Origin of the sequence: Streptomyces sp. NBC_00984 (assembly GCF_045162475.1) — a bacterium.
Lineage (GTDB): Bacteria > Actinomycetota > Actinomycetes > Streptomycetales > Streptomycetaceae > Streptomyces.
Window position 1 is genome coordinate 4,929,792 of record NZ_CP108734.1, and the last position, 16,926, is coordinate 4,946,717.

Here is a 16,926-nt window from a genome sequence, read left to right on the forward strand (position 1 = left end):
TGCGCGCCAGTGAGTGGGGCGCGCTGCCCGGCGACCACGTAGGCTCGGCGTACCGAAACATTTTGTCGTCGAATTGCCAGGAGTGACCGTGATTCCCGGTGGTGGTCAGCCCAATATGCAGCAACTGCTGCAGCAGGCCCAGAAGATGCAGCAGGACCTCGCCGCGGCGCAGGAGGAACTGGCCAGGACCGAGGTAGAGGGTCAGGCGGGTGGCGGTCTCGTGAAGGCGACCGTGACCGGCTCCGGCGAGCTCCGCAACCTGGTGATCGACCCGAAGGCCGTCGACCCGGAGGACACCGAGACGCTCGCGGACCTCGTCGTCGCCGCAGTCCAGGCGGCCAACGAGAACGCGCAGCAGCTCCAGCAGCAGAAGCTGGGCCCGCTGGCCCAGGGCCTGGGCGGCATGCCCGGCCTCCCCTTCTGACCCTGCTGGATCCTCCGGCGCGGCTCACCCAGGACAGGACAGGAAAGGACGGCGTTCCCGTTGTACGAAGGCGTGGTTCAGGACCTCATCGACGAGCTGGGCAGGCTGCCCGGCGTCGGTCCCAAGAGCGCGCAGCGGATCGCCTTCCACATCCTGCAGGCCGAGCCGACCGACGTGCGCCGCCTCGCCCATGCCCTCCTGGAGGTCAAGGACAAGGTCCGGTTCTGTTCGGTCTGCGGCAATGTCGCCCAGCAGGAGCAGTGCAACATCTGCCGGGACGCGCGCCGGGACCTGTCGGTGATCTGCGTGGTCGAGGAGCCGAAGGACGTCGTCGCGATCGAGCGGACCCGTGAGTTCCGGGGCCGGTACCACGTGCTCGGCGGCGCGATCAGCCCGATCGAGGGCGTCGGCCCGGACGATCTGCGCATCCGCGAACTGCTCGCCCGCCTCGCCGACGGTTCGATCACGGAGCTGATCCTGGCGACCGACCCCAACCTGGAGGGCGAGGCCACCGCGACGTACCTGGCGCGGATGGTCAAGCCGATGGGCCTGCGGGTCACCAGGCTGGCCAGCGGCCTGCCGGTGGGCGGCGACCTGGAGTACGCGGACGAGGTCACCCTGGGCCGCGCCTTCGAGGGGAGGCGCCTGCTCGATGTCTGACGCCTCCACGTCTCCCGATGTTCTTCCGGTGACCGTTTCCAGGACCGTTCCCGCGACTCACGGCGGCTTTACGTTCAGCGACGCTATGTTCTACTCACCGTTCGCGACCGTGCCCACGGGAGGTCCCCTCGATGTCTGACGCCACGCTGAACTCCGTCACGCAGGACCCGGACGACTTCGCCGTCCAGATCGCCGACCAGATCAAGACGTTCATCGTCGCGGTCACCGAGGTGTCCAAGGTCGAGGAGCCCGAGGAGGCCGTCCCCGTCCTGCTGCTCCAGATCTCCCAGCTCCTGCTGGCGGGCGGCCGGCTCGGCGCGTACGAGGACATCGTCCCCGACGAGCGCTACGAGCCGGACCTGGGCGCGGAGCCGGACGCCGACGGCCTGCGCGAGCGGTTCGCCGCCCTGCTGGAGCCGATCGACGTCTACTCCGAGGTCTTCGACCCGTACGAGCCCCGCAAGGCCCCGGTCCCGGCCCGGATCTCGGACGACCTGGCCGACCTGGTCACCGACCTGCGCCACGGCCTGGCCCACTACGAGGAGGACCGCACCACCGAGGCCCTGTGGTGGTGGCAGTTCTCCTACTTCTCCAACTGGGGCTCCACCGCCTCCGCCACCCTGCGCGCCCTCCAGTCCCTGGTCGCCCACATCCGCCTCAACCAGCCCCTCCAGGAACTGGACGGCCTGGACACCGACTCGGAGACCGTCGACGACGACCTCGCCGAGGAGGCCGGCCGCGTGATGGCCGAGGAGATCGCGGGACCACTGGGGCTGCGGCCGGTGCAGTAGGCGCGGCCGGCGCAATGGGCGGCGGTGACCGCTGCCGGAGCGGTGCGGGTCGCCGTCGCGCATGAAGCCCGGCCGGGTGCCGTTGTCCGTGCGGGACACGCGTCACAGCTCGTCCGCGCCCGCGTAGATCGGGGCGTCGGCATGGGTGGCGAAGCAGGTGCCGCCCGCGTGGGCGGGGGACGCGGTCAGGGGGAGCGCGGCGAGGGCGAGCAGCAGGGGCGGCATGCGCAGCGGCTTGCGCGGGGCGGGGCCCCCGAAGGGCGGACGGTCGGGTTCCGGTCCACGCTGGAGGCGGAGGGCCGGTGAATCGTGGATTCGGGCCGCCAGGCGTGTGGGCTGAGCCACATACGGGAGTGCGGGCCTGTCCGGCGGGCAACAGACCTGTACGAGCGGTCCGGGGCGACATGCCGATGATCACGTGCTGAGCGGGACATCTCACCATGTGGTATCAGCGGGGCGTTTCCGGACTGCTCGTTAAACTGAGTCGACCGCAGTAATGGACTGAGCGAGGAGCGCACGTGGGCCTTGTCGTGCAGAAGTACGGAGGCTCCTCCGTAGCCGATGCCGAGGGCATCAAGCGCGTCGCCAAGCGAATCGTCGATGCCAAGAAGAACGGCAACCAGGTGGTTGTCGTGGTGTCAGCGATGGGCGACACGACGGACGAGTTGATCGATCTCGCCGAGCAGGTATCCCCGATCCCTGCCGGGCGTGAGTTCGACATGCTGCTGACCGCCGGAGAGCGGATCTCCATGGCCCTGCTGGCGATGGCGATCAAAAACCTGGGCCACGAGGCCCAGTCGTTCACCGGTAGCCAGGCGGGCGTCATCACCGACTCGGTCCACAACAAAGCGCGCATCATCGATGTGACGCCGGGCCGTATCCGTACGGCGCTGGACGAGGGGAACATCGCGATCGTCGCGGGGTTCCAGGGTGTGTCCCAGGACAAGAAGGACATCACCACCCTCGGTCGAGGCGGGTCCGACACCACCGCCGTCGCGCTCGCGGCCGCGCTGGACGCCGAGGTCTGTGAGATCTACACCGATGTGGACGGTGTCTTCACCGCCGACCCGCGGGTCGTGAAGAAGGCCCGGAAGATCGACTGGATCTCCTTCGAGGACATGCTGGAGCTGGCCGCGTCCGGCTCCAAGGTGCTGCTGCACCGGTGCGTGGAGTACGCACGCCGCTACAACATTCCGATCCACGTCCGCTCGTCCTTCTCGGGACTGCGCGGAACCTGGGTCAGCAACGAGCCGCAAGGGGACCAGAAGGTGGAGCACGCGATCATCTCCGGAGTCGCCCATGACGTCTCCGAGGCCAAGATCACCGTCGTCGGCGTGCCCGACAAGCCGGGCGAGGCCGCCGCGATCTTCCGCACCATCGCGAACGCGGAGATCAACATCGACATGGTGGTGCAGAACGTGTCCGCCGCGTCGACCGGTCTGACCGACATCTCGTTCACGCTGCCGAAGGCCGAGGGCCGCAAGGCCATCGACGCCCTGGAGCGCAACCGCGGCAGCATCGGCTTCGAGTCGCTGCGCTACGACGACCAGATCGCGAAGATCTCCCTGGTCGGCGCCGGCATGAAGACCAACCCGGGGGTCACGGCGGGCTTCTTCGAGGCGCTGTCGGACGCCGGCGTGAACATCGAGCTGATCTCGACGTCCGAGATCCGCATCTCGGTGGTCACCCGCGCCGACGACGTCATCGAGGCCGTGCGCGCCGTGCACACCGCCTTCGGTCTCGACAGCGATTCCGACGAGGCCGTCGTCTACGGGGGCACCGGCCGATGACCGCGCGCCGTCCTTCGCTCGCGGTCGTCGGAGCGACCGGGGCGATCGGCGGCGTCATGCTCCAGATCCTTTCGCAGCACGCGGATGTCTGGGGCGAGGTGAAGCTGATCGCCTCGCCGCGTTCGGCCGGTCGCAAGCTGGTCGTGCGCGGCGAGGAGAGCGAGGTCCTCGAACTCACCGAGGACCTCTTCGACGACGTGGACGTGGCGCTGTTCCTGGTGCCCGACGACGTCTCCGCGCAGTGGGCGCCGATCGCCGCCGCCAAGGGCACGGTCGTCATCGACGACTCCGCCGCGTTCCGGCTGGACGCGGACGTTCCGCTGGTCGTGCCCGAGATCAATCCGCACGCCGTACGGATCAGACCGCGCGGCATCGTCGCGAGCCCGAACTGCACGACGCTCGCGCTGATCGTCGCCGTCGGTGCGCTGCACGCCGAATTCGGTGTGCGGGAACTGGTCGTCTCCTCGTACCAGGCGGTGAGCGGGGCGGGCCGGGACGGTGTCGCGGCGCTGCGCGAACAGCTGTCGATGGTCGCCGGTACGGAACTGGGCACGAAGCCCGGGGACGTACGCAGGGCCCTGGGGGACACGGAAGGCAGCCCCTTCGCCGCCCCGGTGGCCCTCAACGTGGTGCCCTGGGCCGGGACCGAGGCCGGGGACGGCTGGTCGTCGGAGGAGCTGGCGATCCGCGAGGAGTGCCGCAAGGTCCTGGACCTGCCGGGCCTGCGGGTCGCGGCGACCTGTGTCTACGTACCCGTCATCGCGACGCACTCGATGTCCGTGCACGCCCGGTTCGAGAACGAGATCGCGGTCGACCGGGCCCACGAGATCCTGGCGACGGCGCCGGGCGTGGTGCTGTACGACAGTCCGGCGGCGGGGGACTTCCCTACACCGTCCGACGTCGTCGGCACGGATCCGACCTGGGTCGGGAGAGTGCGCAGGTCACTGGACGATCCCCGGGGTCTGGAGCTGTTCGTCTGCGGCGACAACCTTCGCAAGGGGGCGGCGCTGAACGTGGCTCAGATCGCCGAGTCGGTGGCCGCGGAGTTTCCCCGGTCCTGATCGAACCTGTTTTGCACTGTCTGTGAATACTCTGTGAGTAAGTTGAAGCCCTCAACCTCTTGAGCTGGGGTGTCGCGGTATCCGACGATGACTTTCGGCCTGCTGCAACCACTGGCCCGGGAGTGCGCGTCTATGCGGTCACCTCTGGCGCGGCGGGGCGCACATTCGGGGTATTCGGGGAAGAGCAGGTACGTATGAGGGCATGTCGCACAGCGCCAAACGCGGTGCCGCGCGCGTACAACCCTGACGGGGGGAAACGTGTCCAACTGGCGTGGCAGAGGTTCTCGATATCACAGTGGTGGGCCCCTTGCGCGGCGCTTCGGTGCGTCCGCTCCGACGGCCCCGCGCACCCGGCGGTATGCCGGTGATTGCGCCCATGCCCGCTGCGCGTCCCGCACGGCTGCCCTCGCAGCGCGAGGGCGCTGAGGAGGGCGTGGCTGCCGGAACCACCGTCGACCACCTCACCGAGACCTATCGCGCCCACTACCGGTCGTTGCTCGGTCTCGCAGCCCTGCTCCTGGACGACACGGCCTCCTGTGAGGACGTGGTGCAGGAGGCGTTCATCCGGGTGCACTCGGCGCGCAACCGGGTACGGGACCCCGAGAAGACACTCGCGTATCTGCGCCAGACCGTCGTCAACCTCTCGCGCTCCGCGCTGCGGCGCCGCATCCTCGGGCTGAAGCTGCTCTCCAAGCCCATGCCGGACATGGCGAGCGCGGAGGAGGGTGCGTACGACCAGCTGGAGCGGGATGCGCTGATCAAGGCGATGCGGGGGCTGCAACGGCGCCAGCGGGAGGTACTGGTGCTGCGCTACTTCGCGGACATGACGGAGGTCCAGGTGGCCGAGACGCTGGGGATATCCCTGGGCTCGGTCAAGGCCTACGGCTCCCGCGGGATCGCGGCACTGCGCGTCGTGATGGAGGCGCAGGGATGAGCCGGCGCGACCGCGAGTACGAGAACGGCTCCGAACGCGAGCACGGCCCCGAACGCGAGCAGCGGCGCGAGCGTCGGATTGACCGGACTGGAAACGGAATTGTGAACCACGGGCCGGAGAATGCCTCACGGGTGAACCGGGACGCGGACGCGGCCGGGCCGGCCGGGGCTGATGGGGATGCTGAATCTGCCGGGGCGGCCGAGACCGCTGAGCTCGGCAGTCTGAGCAGTCTCTTCGGCCCGGGTCCGGACTCGGGCCCGCACGGTGGCCCGGGGGCCGGTGGCGGTGCGGACCTCGACGAGGTCGCGCTGCGCCGCATGCTGCGCGGCGCCGTCCGGAACATCGAGCCCACCGACGGCACGCTCGACCATCTGCAACGCGCGGTTCCCGCCCGGCGCGCCAAGCGGCGGCAGGCCGTCGTCGGCCTGGCGGCCGCGGCGCTGCTCATCGGCACCGCGGTTCCCGCCTTCGTCCATGTCGCGAACTCCGACGGTTCGAACACCGCCAACCCCGCGATAGCCGGGCACGGCGAGCAGGCGCAGGGCGGCAACGGCAGCGACACCGGCTCGCAGCCCGGCGACAAGAACAGCGGCGGCAACGCCGACGGGCAGGCCGATGGCGGCCGGAGCCAGCCCACGAGCACGAGCAGCCCCTCCGGCAATCGTGGCCAGGGTGCTGACGGAAACCTGTCGGGCGGGGGCGCCGGCCCGACCAACCCCGCGATGGCCTCCATGCCGATCTGCGACCAGGAGCAGCTCGGTGTCGCCTCGGCCGAGACCGGTGCGGCCGGTGTCGACGGCACGGTCTACGGCACCTTCCGGATCGCCAATGTCTCCGGCACGGACTGCTCGGTGAGCAGCAGCGGCAGCGTGGGCTTCCAGGCGATCGGTGCGGCCGACCCGGCCAGGATCGCGGTTGTCCAGCACACCGCGGGCGATGCGGCGGCCGGGCTGCCCGACCCTTCGCAGGAGCAGGAGGCGGTGCTGCTGAAGCCGTCGATGGCGTACGAGGTGAAGTTCGCCTGGGTGCCGAAGGACACCTGCCCGACCGTGGGAAGCTCGCCGAGCCCGTCGCCGACCGACGACGCGGGTGGCGCGAGTGGCGCCACGGCTGCCGGTACCGGGGCGGGAAGCGGCGACGGGACGGCGGAGACGGTCACGCAGTCCGGCAGCGAGGACGGCGGCGGGACGCAGGACGGCAGCGTCGCCGTGATGCACACGCCGGAGGCCGGGGCACCGGTCGCGGAGACGAAGATAGCCAACGCCTGCTCGGGCACGATCTACCGGACCGGGGTGCTGGCTCCCGCGTCCTGAGGCCGTACGACGTATGACATGAGGGGCCCGCCGGTCGATCGTCGAACCAGCGGGCCCCTCATGCGCGCGGTGTCCTGCGTCTGTGTGCCTGTGTGTCTGCGTGTCTGTATGTCTGCGTGTCTGTGTGTGGGGGTGTCCTGCGTCTGCGCGTGTCTCAGACCGCTCCGGTGCCCACGGCGTCCTTGCCGGACTCCGGCTCGGACTCGGGTTCCGGCACGGGCTCGGACTCAGGATCGGGCTCCGCTTCCGCTTCCGCCTCCGATTCCGCGAGGAGGCCCAGTTGCAGGTCGCGCGCCGCTTCGGCCTCGCGGCGGACCAGCCGGAACCACATGAAGAGCACGAACCCGGCGAAGACGAACCACTCGCCGGTGTAGCCGAGGTTCTGGAAGGCCTTCAGGTCGAGCCCGGTGCCCTGCGCCGCGGTGGCCGGTACGGGGCGCAGCGCGCCGGCCGCCTTGTCGCCTGAGCCGGTTCCGGCACGGGCACCCGCACCCGTGTCCTGGAGCGTCACCCATGCGTCGTAGACGTCGTACGGGACGAGGTTGACCAGGGACGCGGCGCTGATCATGCCCAGCTGGCCGTCGGGGAGCCCACCCGCCGTGTCGACGCCCGCGGTGCCGGCGTTCTCGGACGCCTGGAGGTCGCCGGTCACCGTGACCTCGCCGGTCGGCGCGGCGGGAACGGCGGTGTCGCCGGGCTTGCCGGGCAGCCAGCCGCGCACCACCGGCAGAGCCTTGCCGCTGTCCGTACGGAGCATGTTCAGGACGTAGAAGCCGCTCCTGTCGTCCAACTTCCGTCCGGGCACCAGGAACTGGTCGGCGTACCGGCCGGTCGCGGTGGCGGGGCGGCCGGAGGTCACCGTGTCGACGGGCAGCAGGTCGTCGATCGGCTTGGCGGGCCTCGTGCCCGGAGCGGGCTGCTTCTCGGCGGCGTCGTGCGTCTGCACGCGGTCCTCGAAGCGGCCGAGCTGCCAGGTGCCCATGAACACGCAGAACGGGATGGCCAGCACGACGAAGAGGTTGATCCCCCACCATCGCGGGGTCAGCAGGAACCGGTACACCCCTCCACGGTACGGTCCCCGCTCCGGTTGCCCGGAGCGGGGTGCCGACTGACGCCCGTGTCCCCGGCTCCATGCCGGCTTCGTGCCGGCTTCGTGCTGGCTCCGTACCGGCTTCGTGCTGGCTTCGTGCCGGCCTCGTGCGGGAGGAACGGGTGCCGTCCGCCTGCCCGCTACGCGCCGGACGGGTCCGCCTCCGGGGCCAGGTGGCGCCGGGCGAAGTCCAGCTCCAGGCGGACCTGCTTGATCCGCTCCTCCACGACGAGCGAACCGTGTCCCGCGTCGTACCGGTACACCTCGTGCACCGCGTCCCGGTCCTTCAGCCGGTCGACGTAGTTCTCTACCTGGCGGATCGGGCAGCGCGGGTCGTTGACGCCCGCCGAGATGTAGACCGGCGCCCGGACCGCGTCGACGTACGTCAGCGGGGACGATGCCTCGAAGCGCTCGGGAACCTCCTCCGGCGTGCCGCCCAGCAGCGTGCGGTCCATCGCCTTCAGGTCCTCCATCTCGTCGTGGTACGCCGTGACGTAGTCGGCGACCGGGACCGCCGCCAGGCCGAGGGCCCAGTCGTCCGGCTGCGTACCGAGGCCGAGCAGGGTCAGGTAGCCGCCCCAGGAGCCGCCGGCCAGGACCAGCTTCTCCGGGTCCGCGAGGCCGGACTTCACCGCCCACTCCCGCACCGCCGCGACGTCCTCCAGCTCGATCAGGCCGACCCGGTGCTTGAGCGCGTCCGTCCAGGCGCGGCCGTATCCGGTGGAGCCGCGGTAGTTGACCCGGACGACCGCGTAGCCGTGGTCCACCCAGGCGGCGGGGCCGGAGGCGAAGGCGTCGCTGTCGTGCCAGGTCGGGCCGCCGTGGATCTCGAAGACGGTCGGGAACGGCCCCTCGGCCGGGGCGGCGGGCCGCTGCACGAGCGCATGGACCCGGCCCCCGGGCCCGTCCACCCACACGTCCTCCACCGGCACGGACGCCGGGGCCTTCGAACCGGGCGGATCGAGCACCACCGCACCCGAGGTGGACCGGATGACGGGCGGCTGCGCGGCCGAGGACCACAGGTACTCCACCGTGCCGTCCGGCCGGGCCGTGGCACCCGACACCGAACCCGCGGGGGTCTCCACCCGGACGGGGGCGCCGCCCGCCTCCGGCTCGTGCCGCCACAGGTCGCTGCGGGCCTCGAAGCCGTGCACGATCAGCAGCGCGGAGGCGTCCGGATACCACTCGGCGACCACATCGCCGGGCAGATCGATCGCGAGGTCCGTCTCCTCGCCCGTCGTCGGATCCCAGATCATCGGCTCCCAGCGGCCCCGCCGCTGATGCCCGACCAGGAGCCGCGTGTCCCCGGCGACGGGGGCGAAGCCCAGCACGGACAGGCCCAGCTCCTTCGTACCGCCCTCGGTGTCGTCCAGCTCGGCGACCGTCGTCCCGTCCGGCCGCACCACGCGCAGCGCGGAGTGCATCGCATCGCCGTGCTCGGTGTGCTCCAGGGCGATCAGCGTCCCGTCATGGCTGAGGTCGCCGACGCCCGCCGACTCGCGGTGGCGGTAGATCTCCACGGGCGCCGACCCCGGCCGTACGACATGGATCGTCGTCCCGTCCTCGTCGGTCGAGCGGCCGACCACCGCCGTGCCGTCCCGCCCGATCGCGAGTCCGGCCGGGTACGAGGGGCCGAGGCCGGGCGTCGCCGGTTCGTCCACCGCCGCGCCCGGCACACCTTCCTTTTCCTTGCCGCCGTTGAACGGCTGGCGCATCCACACCCCGAACTCGTCGCCATCGGTGTCGCTGAACCACCAGACCGACTCCCCGTCGGGTGTCAGCACTCCGTCCGTCGTGCCGTTCGGCCGGTCCGTCACCTGGCGCTGCTCGCCGGTGGCGCGGTCCCATGCGTACAGCTCGTACGTGCCCGTGGCGTTGGAGACGAACAGCGCGCGGTCGGGTGCGTCCTCCGCCCAGTCGGGCAACGACACCCGCGGTGCCCGGAAGCGCTGCTCCCACACCGGTGCGGAAGCGGTCGGCTGGGTGGAGCCGGAGCCGGAGCCGGAGCCCGGTGCGGAGGCGGGGGCCTGGGCGGAAGGGGCCGTCGTCGAGCGAGTGATCTCAGTCATGTCCCCCATTCTGCGTCGGAACGCCGACAATTCGTTCGCTTCGTCCGCAGCCTGTGGATAACCTCCCGGCATGCATGCATCGACCCCTGCCGACCGGCCTGCCGACTGGCACGAGGCAAACCGCGCGCACTGGGACGAGCGGGTCCCCATCCACGCCATGAGCGACTTCTACGACCTCGATTCCTTCCGCGCCGGGAAGGACGCCCTGCGCGACTTCGAGCTCGCCGAGGTCGGGGACGTCACGGGTAAGTCGCTGTTGCATCTGCAGTGCCACATCGGCGTCGACACCCTCTCCTGGGCCCGGCACGGCGCCGCACAGGTCGTCGGTCTGGACTTCTCCGAACCGGCCGTCGAGACCGCCCGCGCCCTGGCCCGCGAGCTCGGGTTCACCCAGGACCGGGCGGCGTTCGTCGCGGCCGACGTCCACGACGCCGCGCAGGCCGTCCCCGACTCGTCGTACGACATCGTCTACACCGGCATCGGCGCGCTGAACTGGCTGCCCGACACCCGCCGCTGGGCCGAGACCGCCGCATCGCTCGTGGCGCCGGGCGGCTTTCTCTATCTCGCGGAGTTCCATCCGATGACGGACTGCCTCGACGACGCCACCGGGACGAAGGTCGAGCACGACTACTTCAGCCGCGACGCCTGGGTGGACGAGACGCCCGGCACGTACGCGGACTTCGACGCGCCCACCGTCCACAACCGCAGCGTCGAATGGCAGCACCCGATCGGCGAGGTGGTGTCGGCGCTGGCCGCCGCCGGACTGCGGATCGAGTTCCTGCACGAGCACGACGCCTCGCTCTTCGCCCGCTTCTCGGAGCTGGAACGGCAGAGCGACGGTTTCTACCGCTTCCCCGCCGACCGGCCGCGCATCCCGCTGATGTACTCCATCAAGGCGTCGAGGGCGGCCGATTCCTGAACAAGGGTCGATTGTCAGTGGTGGGGTTCAGACTCGGACCATGACGACGACTGCCGATCTGCGTGCCGTGGTGGAGACGTACTGGAGCGCGGCCGATGTCCGCGACTGGGACGCCTTCGCCGCGACGCTGGCCGACGAGGTGTTGTACGACCTGCCGCAGACCCGCGAACGCATTCGCGGGAAGGAGCGGTATCTGCGGTTCAACCGGGAGTCACCGGGGGGCCGGCGGGTCCGCGTCGAGCGGGTGGTGGCCGACGGCCAGGGGCAGCAGGTCGCCGTCCGTACGCGCTTCACGGTCGGCGCCGAGGAGCTGCACGCCATCCATTTCTTCGTGTTCGACGCGACGGGGCGGATCAGCGAGATCACCGACTTCCGGCCCGAGCCGTACGAGCCCCCGGCGGGCCGGGGGCATCTCGTCGAGCGGTACTGACGTCCCCGCCGCCTCTCGCCGAGGGAAGCAGGGGTAGCCGTCCAGTGAAGTAGCGGGACTGGTCGAGGGAAGCGGCGGTCCCGGTCGAGGGAAGTAGCGGTCCCGGTCGGGGCGAGCAGCGGTACCGGCCTCCCCGACGCCTCCCGGCGGCGGCGCCCTCAGCCGTCGGACGGGCTTGGCGCCCTGGGCCCCGAACGGTCCCACCCGGGGGCGCGGACATCGACCGCCAGCGTGTTCATCACGACTTCCTCGCCGCAGGTGCGGCAGATCCACGCCGCATCAAGATTGTGCGCGTGCGGGTGCGTGCGTGCCGGTCCGTGCGCATCGCCGTCCGCGTCCCCGTCCTCGCCTCTGTGTGGATCCTCGTTCCCGGGGTCCGCGGCCGGTTCGTGGATCATGACCACCGGCCGGTCCTCCAGCACCCACCGGTCGCCCCAGTCCAGCAGCGCCCGGATGACCGGCGCGAGGTCCCGTCCGGAATCGGTCAGGTGGTACTCGTAACGCGGCGGGCGTTCGTTGTAGGGCCGCCGCTCGACCACTCCTGCCTGCTCCAGTGAGCGCAGCCGCGCCGCGAGACGGTCGCGGGGCGCACCGGTGTTACGGGCGATGGCCTCGAACCGGTGGTTGCCGAAGAAGATCTCGCGCACCGCGAGCAGCGCCCACTTCTCACCCACCACGTGCAGCGCGGCGGCGGCCGAGCAGGGCCGGCCGGGCAGCGTGACCGTCGGGGCGGTGCGGGTGCGGGTTTCCTGTGCAGCGCTCATCACCACAAGGTTGCCATCTCAAACTCACTGGCGCTACCTTGCCGCCATGACAGTTGGAAAATCAAACTCACCCACTTCCGCGGCTGACCGAGCGGCTGCTCCCTCCCGTCCTCCCTCCGCTGCCTCGCCTTCCTCGCCTTCCTCCGCTCCCTCCTCTCGGGCCACCGTCTGGATCATTTCGGCCGGTGTCTTCGTCGTGAATCTCGACCTGTTCATCGTCAATGTCGCGGTTCCCGCACTCGGCGACGCCTTCGACGGCAGCTCCCTCGCCTCGCTGTCCTGGGTGCTCAACGCGTACGCGATCGTCTTCGCCGCCCTGCTCGTCGTCGCGGGCAGGCTCGCCGACCGGTACGGTCACCGCCGCGGCTTCCTCCTCGGACTCGCGGTCTTCACCATCGCCTCCGCGCTCTGCGCCTTCGCCCCGGGAGTCGGCTGGCTGGTGGCCGCCCGTGCGCTGCAAGCGGTCGGAGCCGCCGCGCTGATGCCGACGTCCCTCGCGCTCCTGCTCGTCAACACCCCGGCGGAGCGCCGCCCCCGGGCGATCCGGAGCTGGGCGGCGATCGGCGGGATCGCGGCCGGTCTCGGTCCGGTGGTCGGTGGCGTGCTCGTGGAGGCGGACTGGCGCTGGGTCTTTCTCGTCAATGTGCCGGTCGGCGTGATCGGACTGCTCGCGGGCGTACGGCTGCTGCCCGACGCCCGCCCGCACCGGGAGGGCCCCTTCCCGGACCTCGTCGGGGCGGTGCTGCTCACCCTCGCGATCGGCGCTCTGGCGTTCGCCCTGGTCAAGGCCGATGCCTGGGGCTGGAGTTCGCCGCGCGTGCTGGTTCCGCTGCTCGCGACCGCCGTTCTCGCCGCGGGCTTCTGGATGCGGTCCGCCCGGCATCCGGCCCCGGTCGTCGAACTGCCGATGCTGCGTGCCCGGGTCTTCGCGACGGCCACCCTCGCGGCTCTGCTCTTCACCGTCGCGTTCGCGGCGATGCTGCTCACGTCGGTGCTCTGGTGCCAGCAGGTGTGGGGGTACTCGGCGATCCGTACCGGACTCGCCATCGCACCGGGGCCGTTGGTCGTGCCGGTGCTCGCCGTCCTCTCGGGACCGGTCGTCCGCCGGATCGGGGCGGGCCGCACCGCCGCACTCGGCTGCCTGCTGTTCGCCGCCGGTCTGGCCTGGTGGGCCGTCGCGCTCGGTGCGGCTCCGCACTACGCGAGCGGTTTCCTCCCCGGCATGATGGTCACCGGCATCGGCGTCGGCTTCGCTCTCCCGACCCTGGTCGGCGCAGCCGCCGCGGCTCTCCCGCCCACCCGATTCGCCACCGGATCGGCCGTCACCACGATGGCCCGCCAGACGGGTTCGGTGCTGGGTGTGGCATTGATGGTCACGCTGCTCGGTGCGCCGGACGGGCCGGGCGAGGCGCTCGACGCGTTCCGCCACAGCTGGTGGGCCGCCGCGGCCACCGCCGTATTCGCCGCGTTCGCCGCCCTGACCCTGCGCCGGCCGGGCGCCACGTCGACATCTGCCTGACCGTGGCAGCAGCGCGGCGGGCCTCCGGGAGAACTCCCGGCAGCCCGCCGCACTTCTGCACCTCCGTCGTCCGCGTCCTACGCGGCCGAGCGGAAGGCCGGAAGGTAACCACCGGACTGACCGGCGGCCTTGGGGTGGTACGAGTTGTAGACCGGCAACGACACGCTGTGGAGCCACGCGTCACCGGAACACAGCTCGTGCCCGGTGAACTCGTCGACCACGCTGGAGAACGTGAACCCGGCGTCGGCCGCCTGCTTGGCGATGACCCCGTTCAGCACGTCGGACGCGTTGTTGATGGCCGACCGCTCCTTCTCCGAGAGCCCGGCGATGCAGCTGCCGCTCAGCTGGTAGAAGCGGGGGTAGCCCAGCACCACCACATGGGCCTGCGGGGCCCGCGAGCGGATGGAACCGTAGAGCGAACTCAGGCCGGACGGAAGCGAGTTCTGGATCTGTGTGACGGCCGAGCTCACGCTGCTGAGGCAGGTGGCCTCGCCGGAGAGCACGCAGTCCTGCATGACATCGGCGAAACCGACGTCGTTGCCGCCCGCGGTGACGCTGACCAGGCCGGTGGACGAGTTCAACGCCCCCAGCTGGGTCCCGGCCACCGAACTGGTCGTGGCGCCCGAGCAGGCCACGAAGTCGAAGGAGGAAGGCGAGTTCGCAGCCGCCCAGAGGTAGGGGTAGGCGTTGGTGCTGCGGCGGCAATCGCCGCTGTCGGACAGATAGCTTCCCGCGCCGACGCCGGAGGAGTACGAGTCGCCGAGGGCGACGTACCCGCCGGCGGCGGCCGAGGAGTTTGCCGAGGCCGGCTGGGCAACGCCCAGCGCGGCCACGGCGGCGAGGACCAGAGTGGATGCGGACGCCCAGAATCTCCGTACTGACATGGCTGTCAGCCCTCCGAAATGTGGGGGGTGGGTGGGGGGTTGATTGAGCGCCACGTTTCTAGCAGCTATTGGTACCGGCCGGTAATAGCTGCGGAAGAACTGGTCTGATATGCCCGAATGATCGTTCGGGCGCCATAGCTCCGCGCGTAGATAAACCTCCGGCCGAGCCCCGGGTGGGCGGCATATCGGCGGAAGGTCGCGCGGCATCGCAGGCGCACCGGCTCGCGGACTCAAGGGCTTGAGGGCTTACAGGCCTGCGGTCTTGCGGGCCTCCGGGCTCACGAGAAGCGGCGACCGGATCCCCTCAGTACCCCCGGCCCCCCGGCCCCCCGGCCCCCCGGCCCCCCGGCCCCCCGGCCCCCCGGTATCCCCCGGCCCCCGGTATCCCACGGCCCCCAGCACCCCCCGGCCCCCGGCGCCCCCAGTGGATCCCTTAATCGCCACGCGCAACAGAAACCGCCCTCTGCGGTGGCGATCCCCCCGAGGGGGCGCCGCCGCAGAGGGCGGTTGTCGTGGTCCTACGAGATCAGTTGTGGCCGAACCTCCGCTGCTTCCGGTGGGAGACCTGCTCTGAGATCGAGTGCACCGTCTCCTCAGCAGCCGTAGACCTCGTCTGCTCCTTCGCCTCCGGAGCAGCACTGCGTTCGTGGCCGCCGGTGCGGGCACCGCGGTTCTGCCGACTCTGCTTCTTGCCCACGATCGTGCCTCCTGATTGCGGATCTCGGACGATGGGCCATCACCAGACTCGCATGCGGGTACGAAAGGTGCATTCTGGATGGTGGTCGCCGAGTGCGACTCCCTAAAAGGCATGATCCGGACCGCACCCCGGATTGCTCCCCGGACCGCACCCCGGATTGCTCCCCGGACCGCACCCCGGATCGCACCCCGACACCCGGCGTGGCCACGTCGACAGCAGCGTCGGCCCCTACGGCCGCGGCTGGTCGGTCGGGACGCTCAAGGGGCGCCGGCGAGCGCATGGTCCGGAAGGGCGGCGTGGGACGGGGCCTGGTGGCCGCCGTCTCCGGCTCCGCCGCCGACTCGGCGGCCCGGCCCTCAGGAAACGCGGTTCAGCGGCACAGGGCTGTGTCCACGACGTTGCCGACATCTCCTACCTGGGGTACTCCTACGGCACGTACCTCGGCGCTGTCTACGCGCAGATGTTTCCCCGGCGGACCGACCGGTTCGTGCTGGACAGTGCGATGAGGAATGCGGCGGAGACGATCAGCAACCACAGGGCGATGGCCCGGTGCGGGCGGTCGACGACCGCGACGGCGACGAGGCCGAGCGCGGAGACCAGGCCGGTGGCGAGCATTCATCTGCTGGCCAGGTGACGGTGCCAGACCGTGACGGCGGTCGGATCGGAGTCCCGGTTCACGCCCGCCTCCGGGAGATCAGCCAGGCTGCGACACCTGCGGCGGCGCCCACGACGACTCCCAAGGGAAGTTGGAGGAGGGGCAGTTGTGCGGTGTGTCCGGAGGCCCCGCTGGTGGTCCACATGGTGGCGATGAGGATGTAGGCGGTCGCTGTGGCCAGGCCGATGGAGAAGACACTCAGTGACCTTGTGGTGGTGAGGGCCGACCTGGAGGAGAAACCGGCGGCGATCGTGCCGACGGCTTCGATGGCGAACACCAACATGTATAGGCCAAGTGCTGTGCCAGGTGAGCTGTAGTCGTCGGCGGTGCCATCGCGGGTGAAGTGCGTGGCCACCCCGTCGGGGAATGAGTCCCGGAGCAGCAAGAACGCTACGCCAGTGGCTAATGCCCCGCCCGCAAAGGGTGCGGCCACCAAGGCAACACGGCGGATGAGGCCGGCAGGCGCTTCGGGGTTCGACGACATGGCCGTCGCCTCTCTCTGCGAATGGCATCACTGAATCTGTTCGCATTGCGGCAGAACGACTCTAGCTTTCCCGGCGGAGGAACGGTCGCCGTGATCCGGTAGGGAACGAGATCGACCTCCACGCGCCGCATCCGGGTCGGCGTGCGGCGCTTGATCGCGTTGCTGCTCGAGTGTGTCGTCGTGCGTCGAAGGGAGGCCGTCTCCGTGGGAGGCCGGGGGCCCACAAGCTGTCCCGAAGGGAAGCGCCCCTCCGGATCCGTAGACGCGCAGGTGTGAGGTGCGATGAGCGACCGGTCACCATGGCTACGCGGTGACCGCGTGCTGGGAGAAGCCGGCCAGGAGCCCCTCCCGGATTTCTCCCAGGACAACCCCGGAAACCACTCAGAGGCCTGACCCACTAAGTGGATCAGGCCCCTGACCTGGTACTTCAGCTGTCGGGGTG

17 protein-coding genes and 1 pseudogene are annotated in these 16,926 nt (G+C 70.5%); 10 read left to right on the top strand and 8 right to left on the bottom strand.

Translation table 11 applies throughout. The features are described 5' to 3' along the window. The first annotated feature begins 88 nt into the window (after positions 1-88). From OG520_RS21940 to OG520_RS21950, 3 genes are all read left to right on the top strand, one after another. Positions 89-424 carry a YbaB/EbfC family nucleoid-associated protein gene (locus tag OG520_RS21940; protein WP_072487886.1) on the top strand — a complete coding sequence of 112 codons (336 nt, stop codon included), beginning with the start codon at positions 89-91 and terminating at the stop codon, positions 422-424. Between the two features lie 60 nt (positions 425-484). Further along, positions 485-1,084 (top strand): recombination mediator RecR, encoded by a 600-nt coding sequence (gene recR / locus OG520_RS21945; RefSeq protein ID WP_351254385.1) that lies wholly within the window; start codon positions 485-487, stop codon positions 1,082-1,084. A 131-nt stretch (positions 1,085-1,215) separates the two neighbouring features. Further along, complete coding sequence (locus OG520_RS21950; RefSeq protein ID WP_266417411.1) at positions 1,216-1,875, top strand: DUF5063 domain-containing protein; 660 nt, start codon at positions 1,216-1,218, stop codon at positions 1,873-1,875. Positions 1,876-1,977: 102 nt separating this feature from the next. Here the strand turns inward: OG520_RS21950 and OG520_RS21955 are convergent, their stop codons facing one another. Then, the gene (locus OG520_RS21955; protein WP_406014292.1) at positions 1,978-2,100 is read right to left on the bottom strand and encodes a hypothetical protein; all 123 of its coding nucleotides are present in this window, start codon (positions 2,098-2,100) and stop codon (positions 1,978-1,980) included. 293 nt (positions 2,101-2,393) lie between these two features. Here OG520_RS21955 and OG520_RS21960 point away from each other — a divergent pair, with 293 nt between their 5' ends. The 4 genes from OG520_RS21960 to OG520_RS21975 all read left to right on the top strand — a co-directional run bounded on the left by OG520_RS21960 (position 2,394) and on the right by OG520_RS21975 (position 6,973). After that, positions 2,394-3,665, top strand: coding sequence for an aspartate kinase (locus OG520_RS21960; RefSeq protein ID WP_072487889.1), 1,272 nt, complete (start codon positions 2,394-2,396; stop codon positions 3,663-3,665). Further along, positions 3,662-4,726 (top strand): aspartate-semialdehyde dehydrogenase, encoded by a 1,065-nt coding sequence (locus OG520_RS21965; protein WP_399329341.1) that lies wholly within the window; start codon positions 3,662-3,664, stop codon positions 4,724-4,726. Before OG520_RS21960 ends, OG520_RS21965 begins: the two co-directional genes overlap by 4 nt. Before the next feature lie 358 nt (positions 4,727-5,084). After that, positions 5,085-5,660, top strand: coding sequence for a SigE family RNA polymerase sigma factor (locus tag OG520_RS21970; RefSeq protein ID WP_266417417.1), 576 nt, complete (start codon positions 5,085-5,087; stop codon positions 5,658-5,660). Continuing rightward, a complete protein-coding gene (locus OG520_RS21975) occupies positions 5,657-6,973 on the top strand; it encodes a hypothetical protein (RefSeq protein ID WP_406014293.1) in 1,317 nt (438 codons plus the stop codon). Before OG520_RS21970 ends, OG520_RS21975 begins: the two co-directional genes overlap by 4 nt. Positions 6,974-7,127: 154 nt before the next feature. Here the strand turns inward: OG520_RS21975 and OG520_RS21980 are convergent, their stop codons facing one another. Beyond that, entirely contained in the window at positions 7,128-8,033 is a 906-nt protein-coding gene (locus OG520_RS21980; protein WP_406014294.1) for an SURF1 family protein, read from the bottom strand. A gap of 170 nt (positions 8,034-8,203) precedes the next feature. Then, complete coding sequence (locus OG520_RS21985) at positions 8,204-10,132, bottom strand: S9 family peptidase (RefSeq protein ID WP_406014295.1); 1,929 nt, start codon at positions 10,130-10,132, stop codon at positions 8,204-8,206. Between the two features lie 70 nt (positions 10,133-10,202). Here OG520_RS21985 and OG520_RS21990 point away from each other — a divergent pair, with 70 nt between their 5' ends. Both OG520_RS21990 and OG520_RS21995 read left to right on the top strand, forming a co-directional pair. Continuing rightward, on the top strand, positions 10,203-11,051 hold the full coding sequence (locus OG520_RS21990; protein ID WP_406014296.1) for a class I SAM-dependent methyltransferase: 849 nt from the start codon (positions 10,203-10,205) through the stop codon (positions 11,049-11,051). A gap of 40 nt (positions 11,052-11,091) precedes the next feature. Then, positions 11,092-11,481: a nuclear transport factor 2 family protein gene (locus OG520_RS21995; protein WP_406014297.1), complete on the top strand. Its 390-nt coding sequence runs from the start codon at positions 11,092-11,094 to the stop codon at positions 11,479-11,481. A gap of 158 nt (positions 11,482-11,639) precedes the next feature. Here OG520_RS21995 and OG520_RS22000 read toward each other — a convergent pair whose 3' ends face one another. Next, positions 11,640-12,245 carry a winged helix-turn-helix transcriptional regulator gene (locus OG520_RS22000; RefSeq protein WP_406014298.1) on the bottom strand — a complete coding sequence of 202 codons (606 nt, stop codon included), beginning with the start codon at positions 12,243-12,245 and terminating at the stop codon, positions 11,640-11,642. Between the two features lie 46 nt (positions 12,246-12,291). On the opposite strand from OG520_RS22000, the gene OG520_RS22005 reads away from it, so the two are divergent. Then, a complete protein-coding gene (locus OG520_RS22005) occupies positions 12,292-13,764 on the top strand; it encodes an MFS transporter (RefSeq protein ID WP_406014299.1) in 1,473 nt (490 codons plus the stop codon). A gap of 77 nt (positions 13,765-13,841) precedes the next feature. On the opposite strand, the gene OG520_RS22010 is transcribed toward OG520_RS22005, so the two are convergent. The 4 genes and pseudogenes from OG520_RS22010 to OG520_RS22025 form a co-directional block, all read right to left on the bottom strand. After that, complete coding sequence (locus tag OG520_RS22010) at positions 13,842-14,648, bottom strand: SGNH/GDSL hydrolase family protein (protein ID WP_399329350.1); 807 nt, start codon at positions 14,646-14,648, stop codon at positions 13,842-13,844. 1,147 nt (positions 14,649-15,795) lie between these two features. Then, entirely contained in the window at positions 15,796-15,960 is a 165-nt protein-coding gene (locus OG520_RS22015) for a hypothetical protein (RefSeq protein WP_406016682.1), read from the bottom strand. Between the two features lie 59 nt (positions 15,961-16,019). Further along, positions 16,020-16,283 (bottom strand): hypothetical protein, encoded by a 264-nt coding sequence (locus tag OG520_RS22020; protein WP_406016683.1) that lies wholly within the window; start codon positions 16,281-16,283, stop codon positions 16,020-16,022. Positions 16,284-16,289: 6 nt separating this feature from the next. Then, positions 16,290-16,484, bottom strand: a pseudogene (locus tag OG520_RS22025) (hypothetical protein); the annotation flags it as partial. Positions 16,485-16,926: the final 442 nt, after the last annotated feature.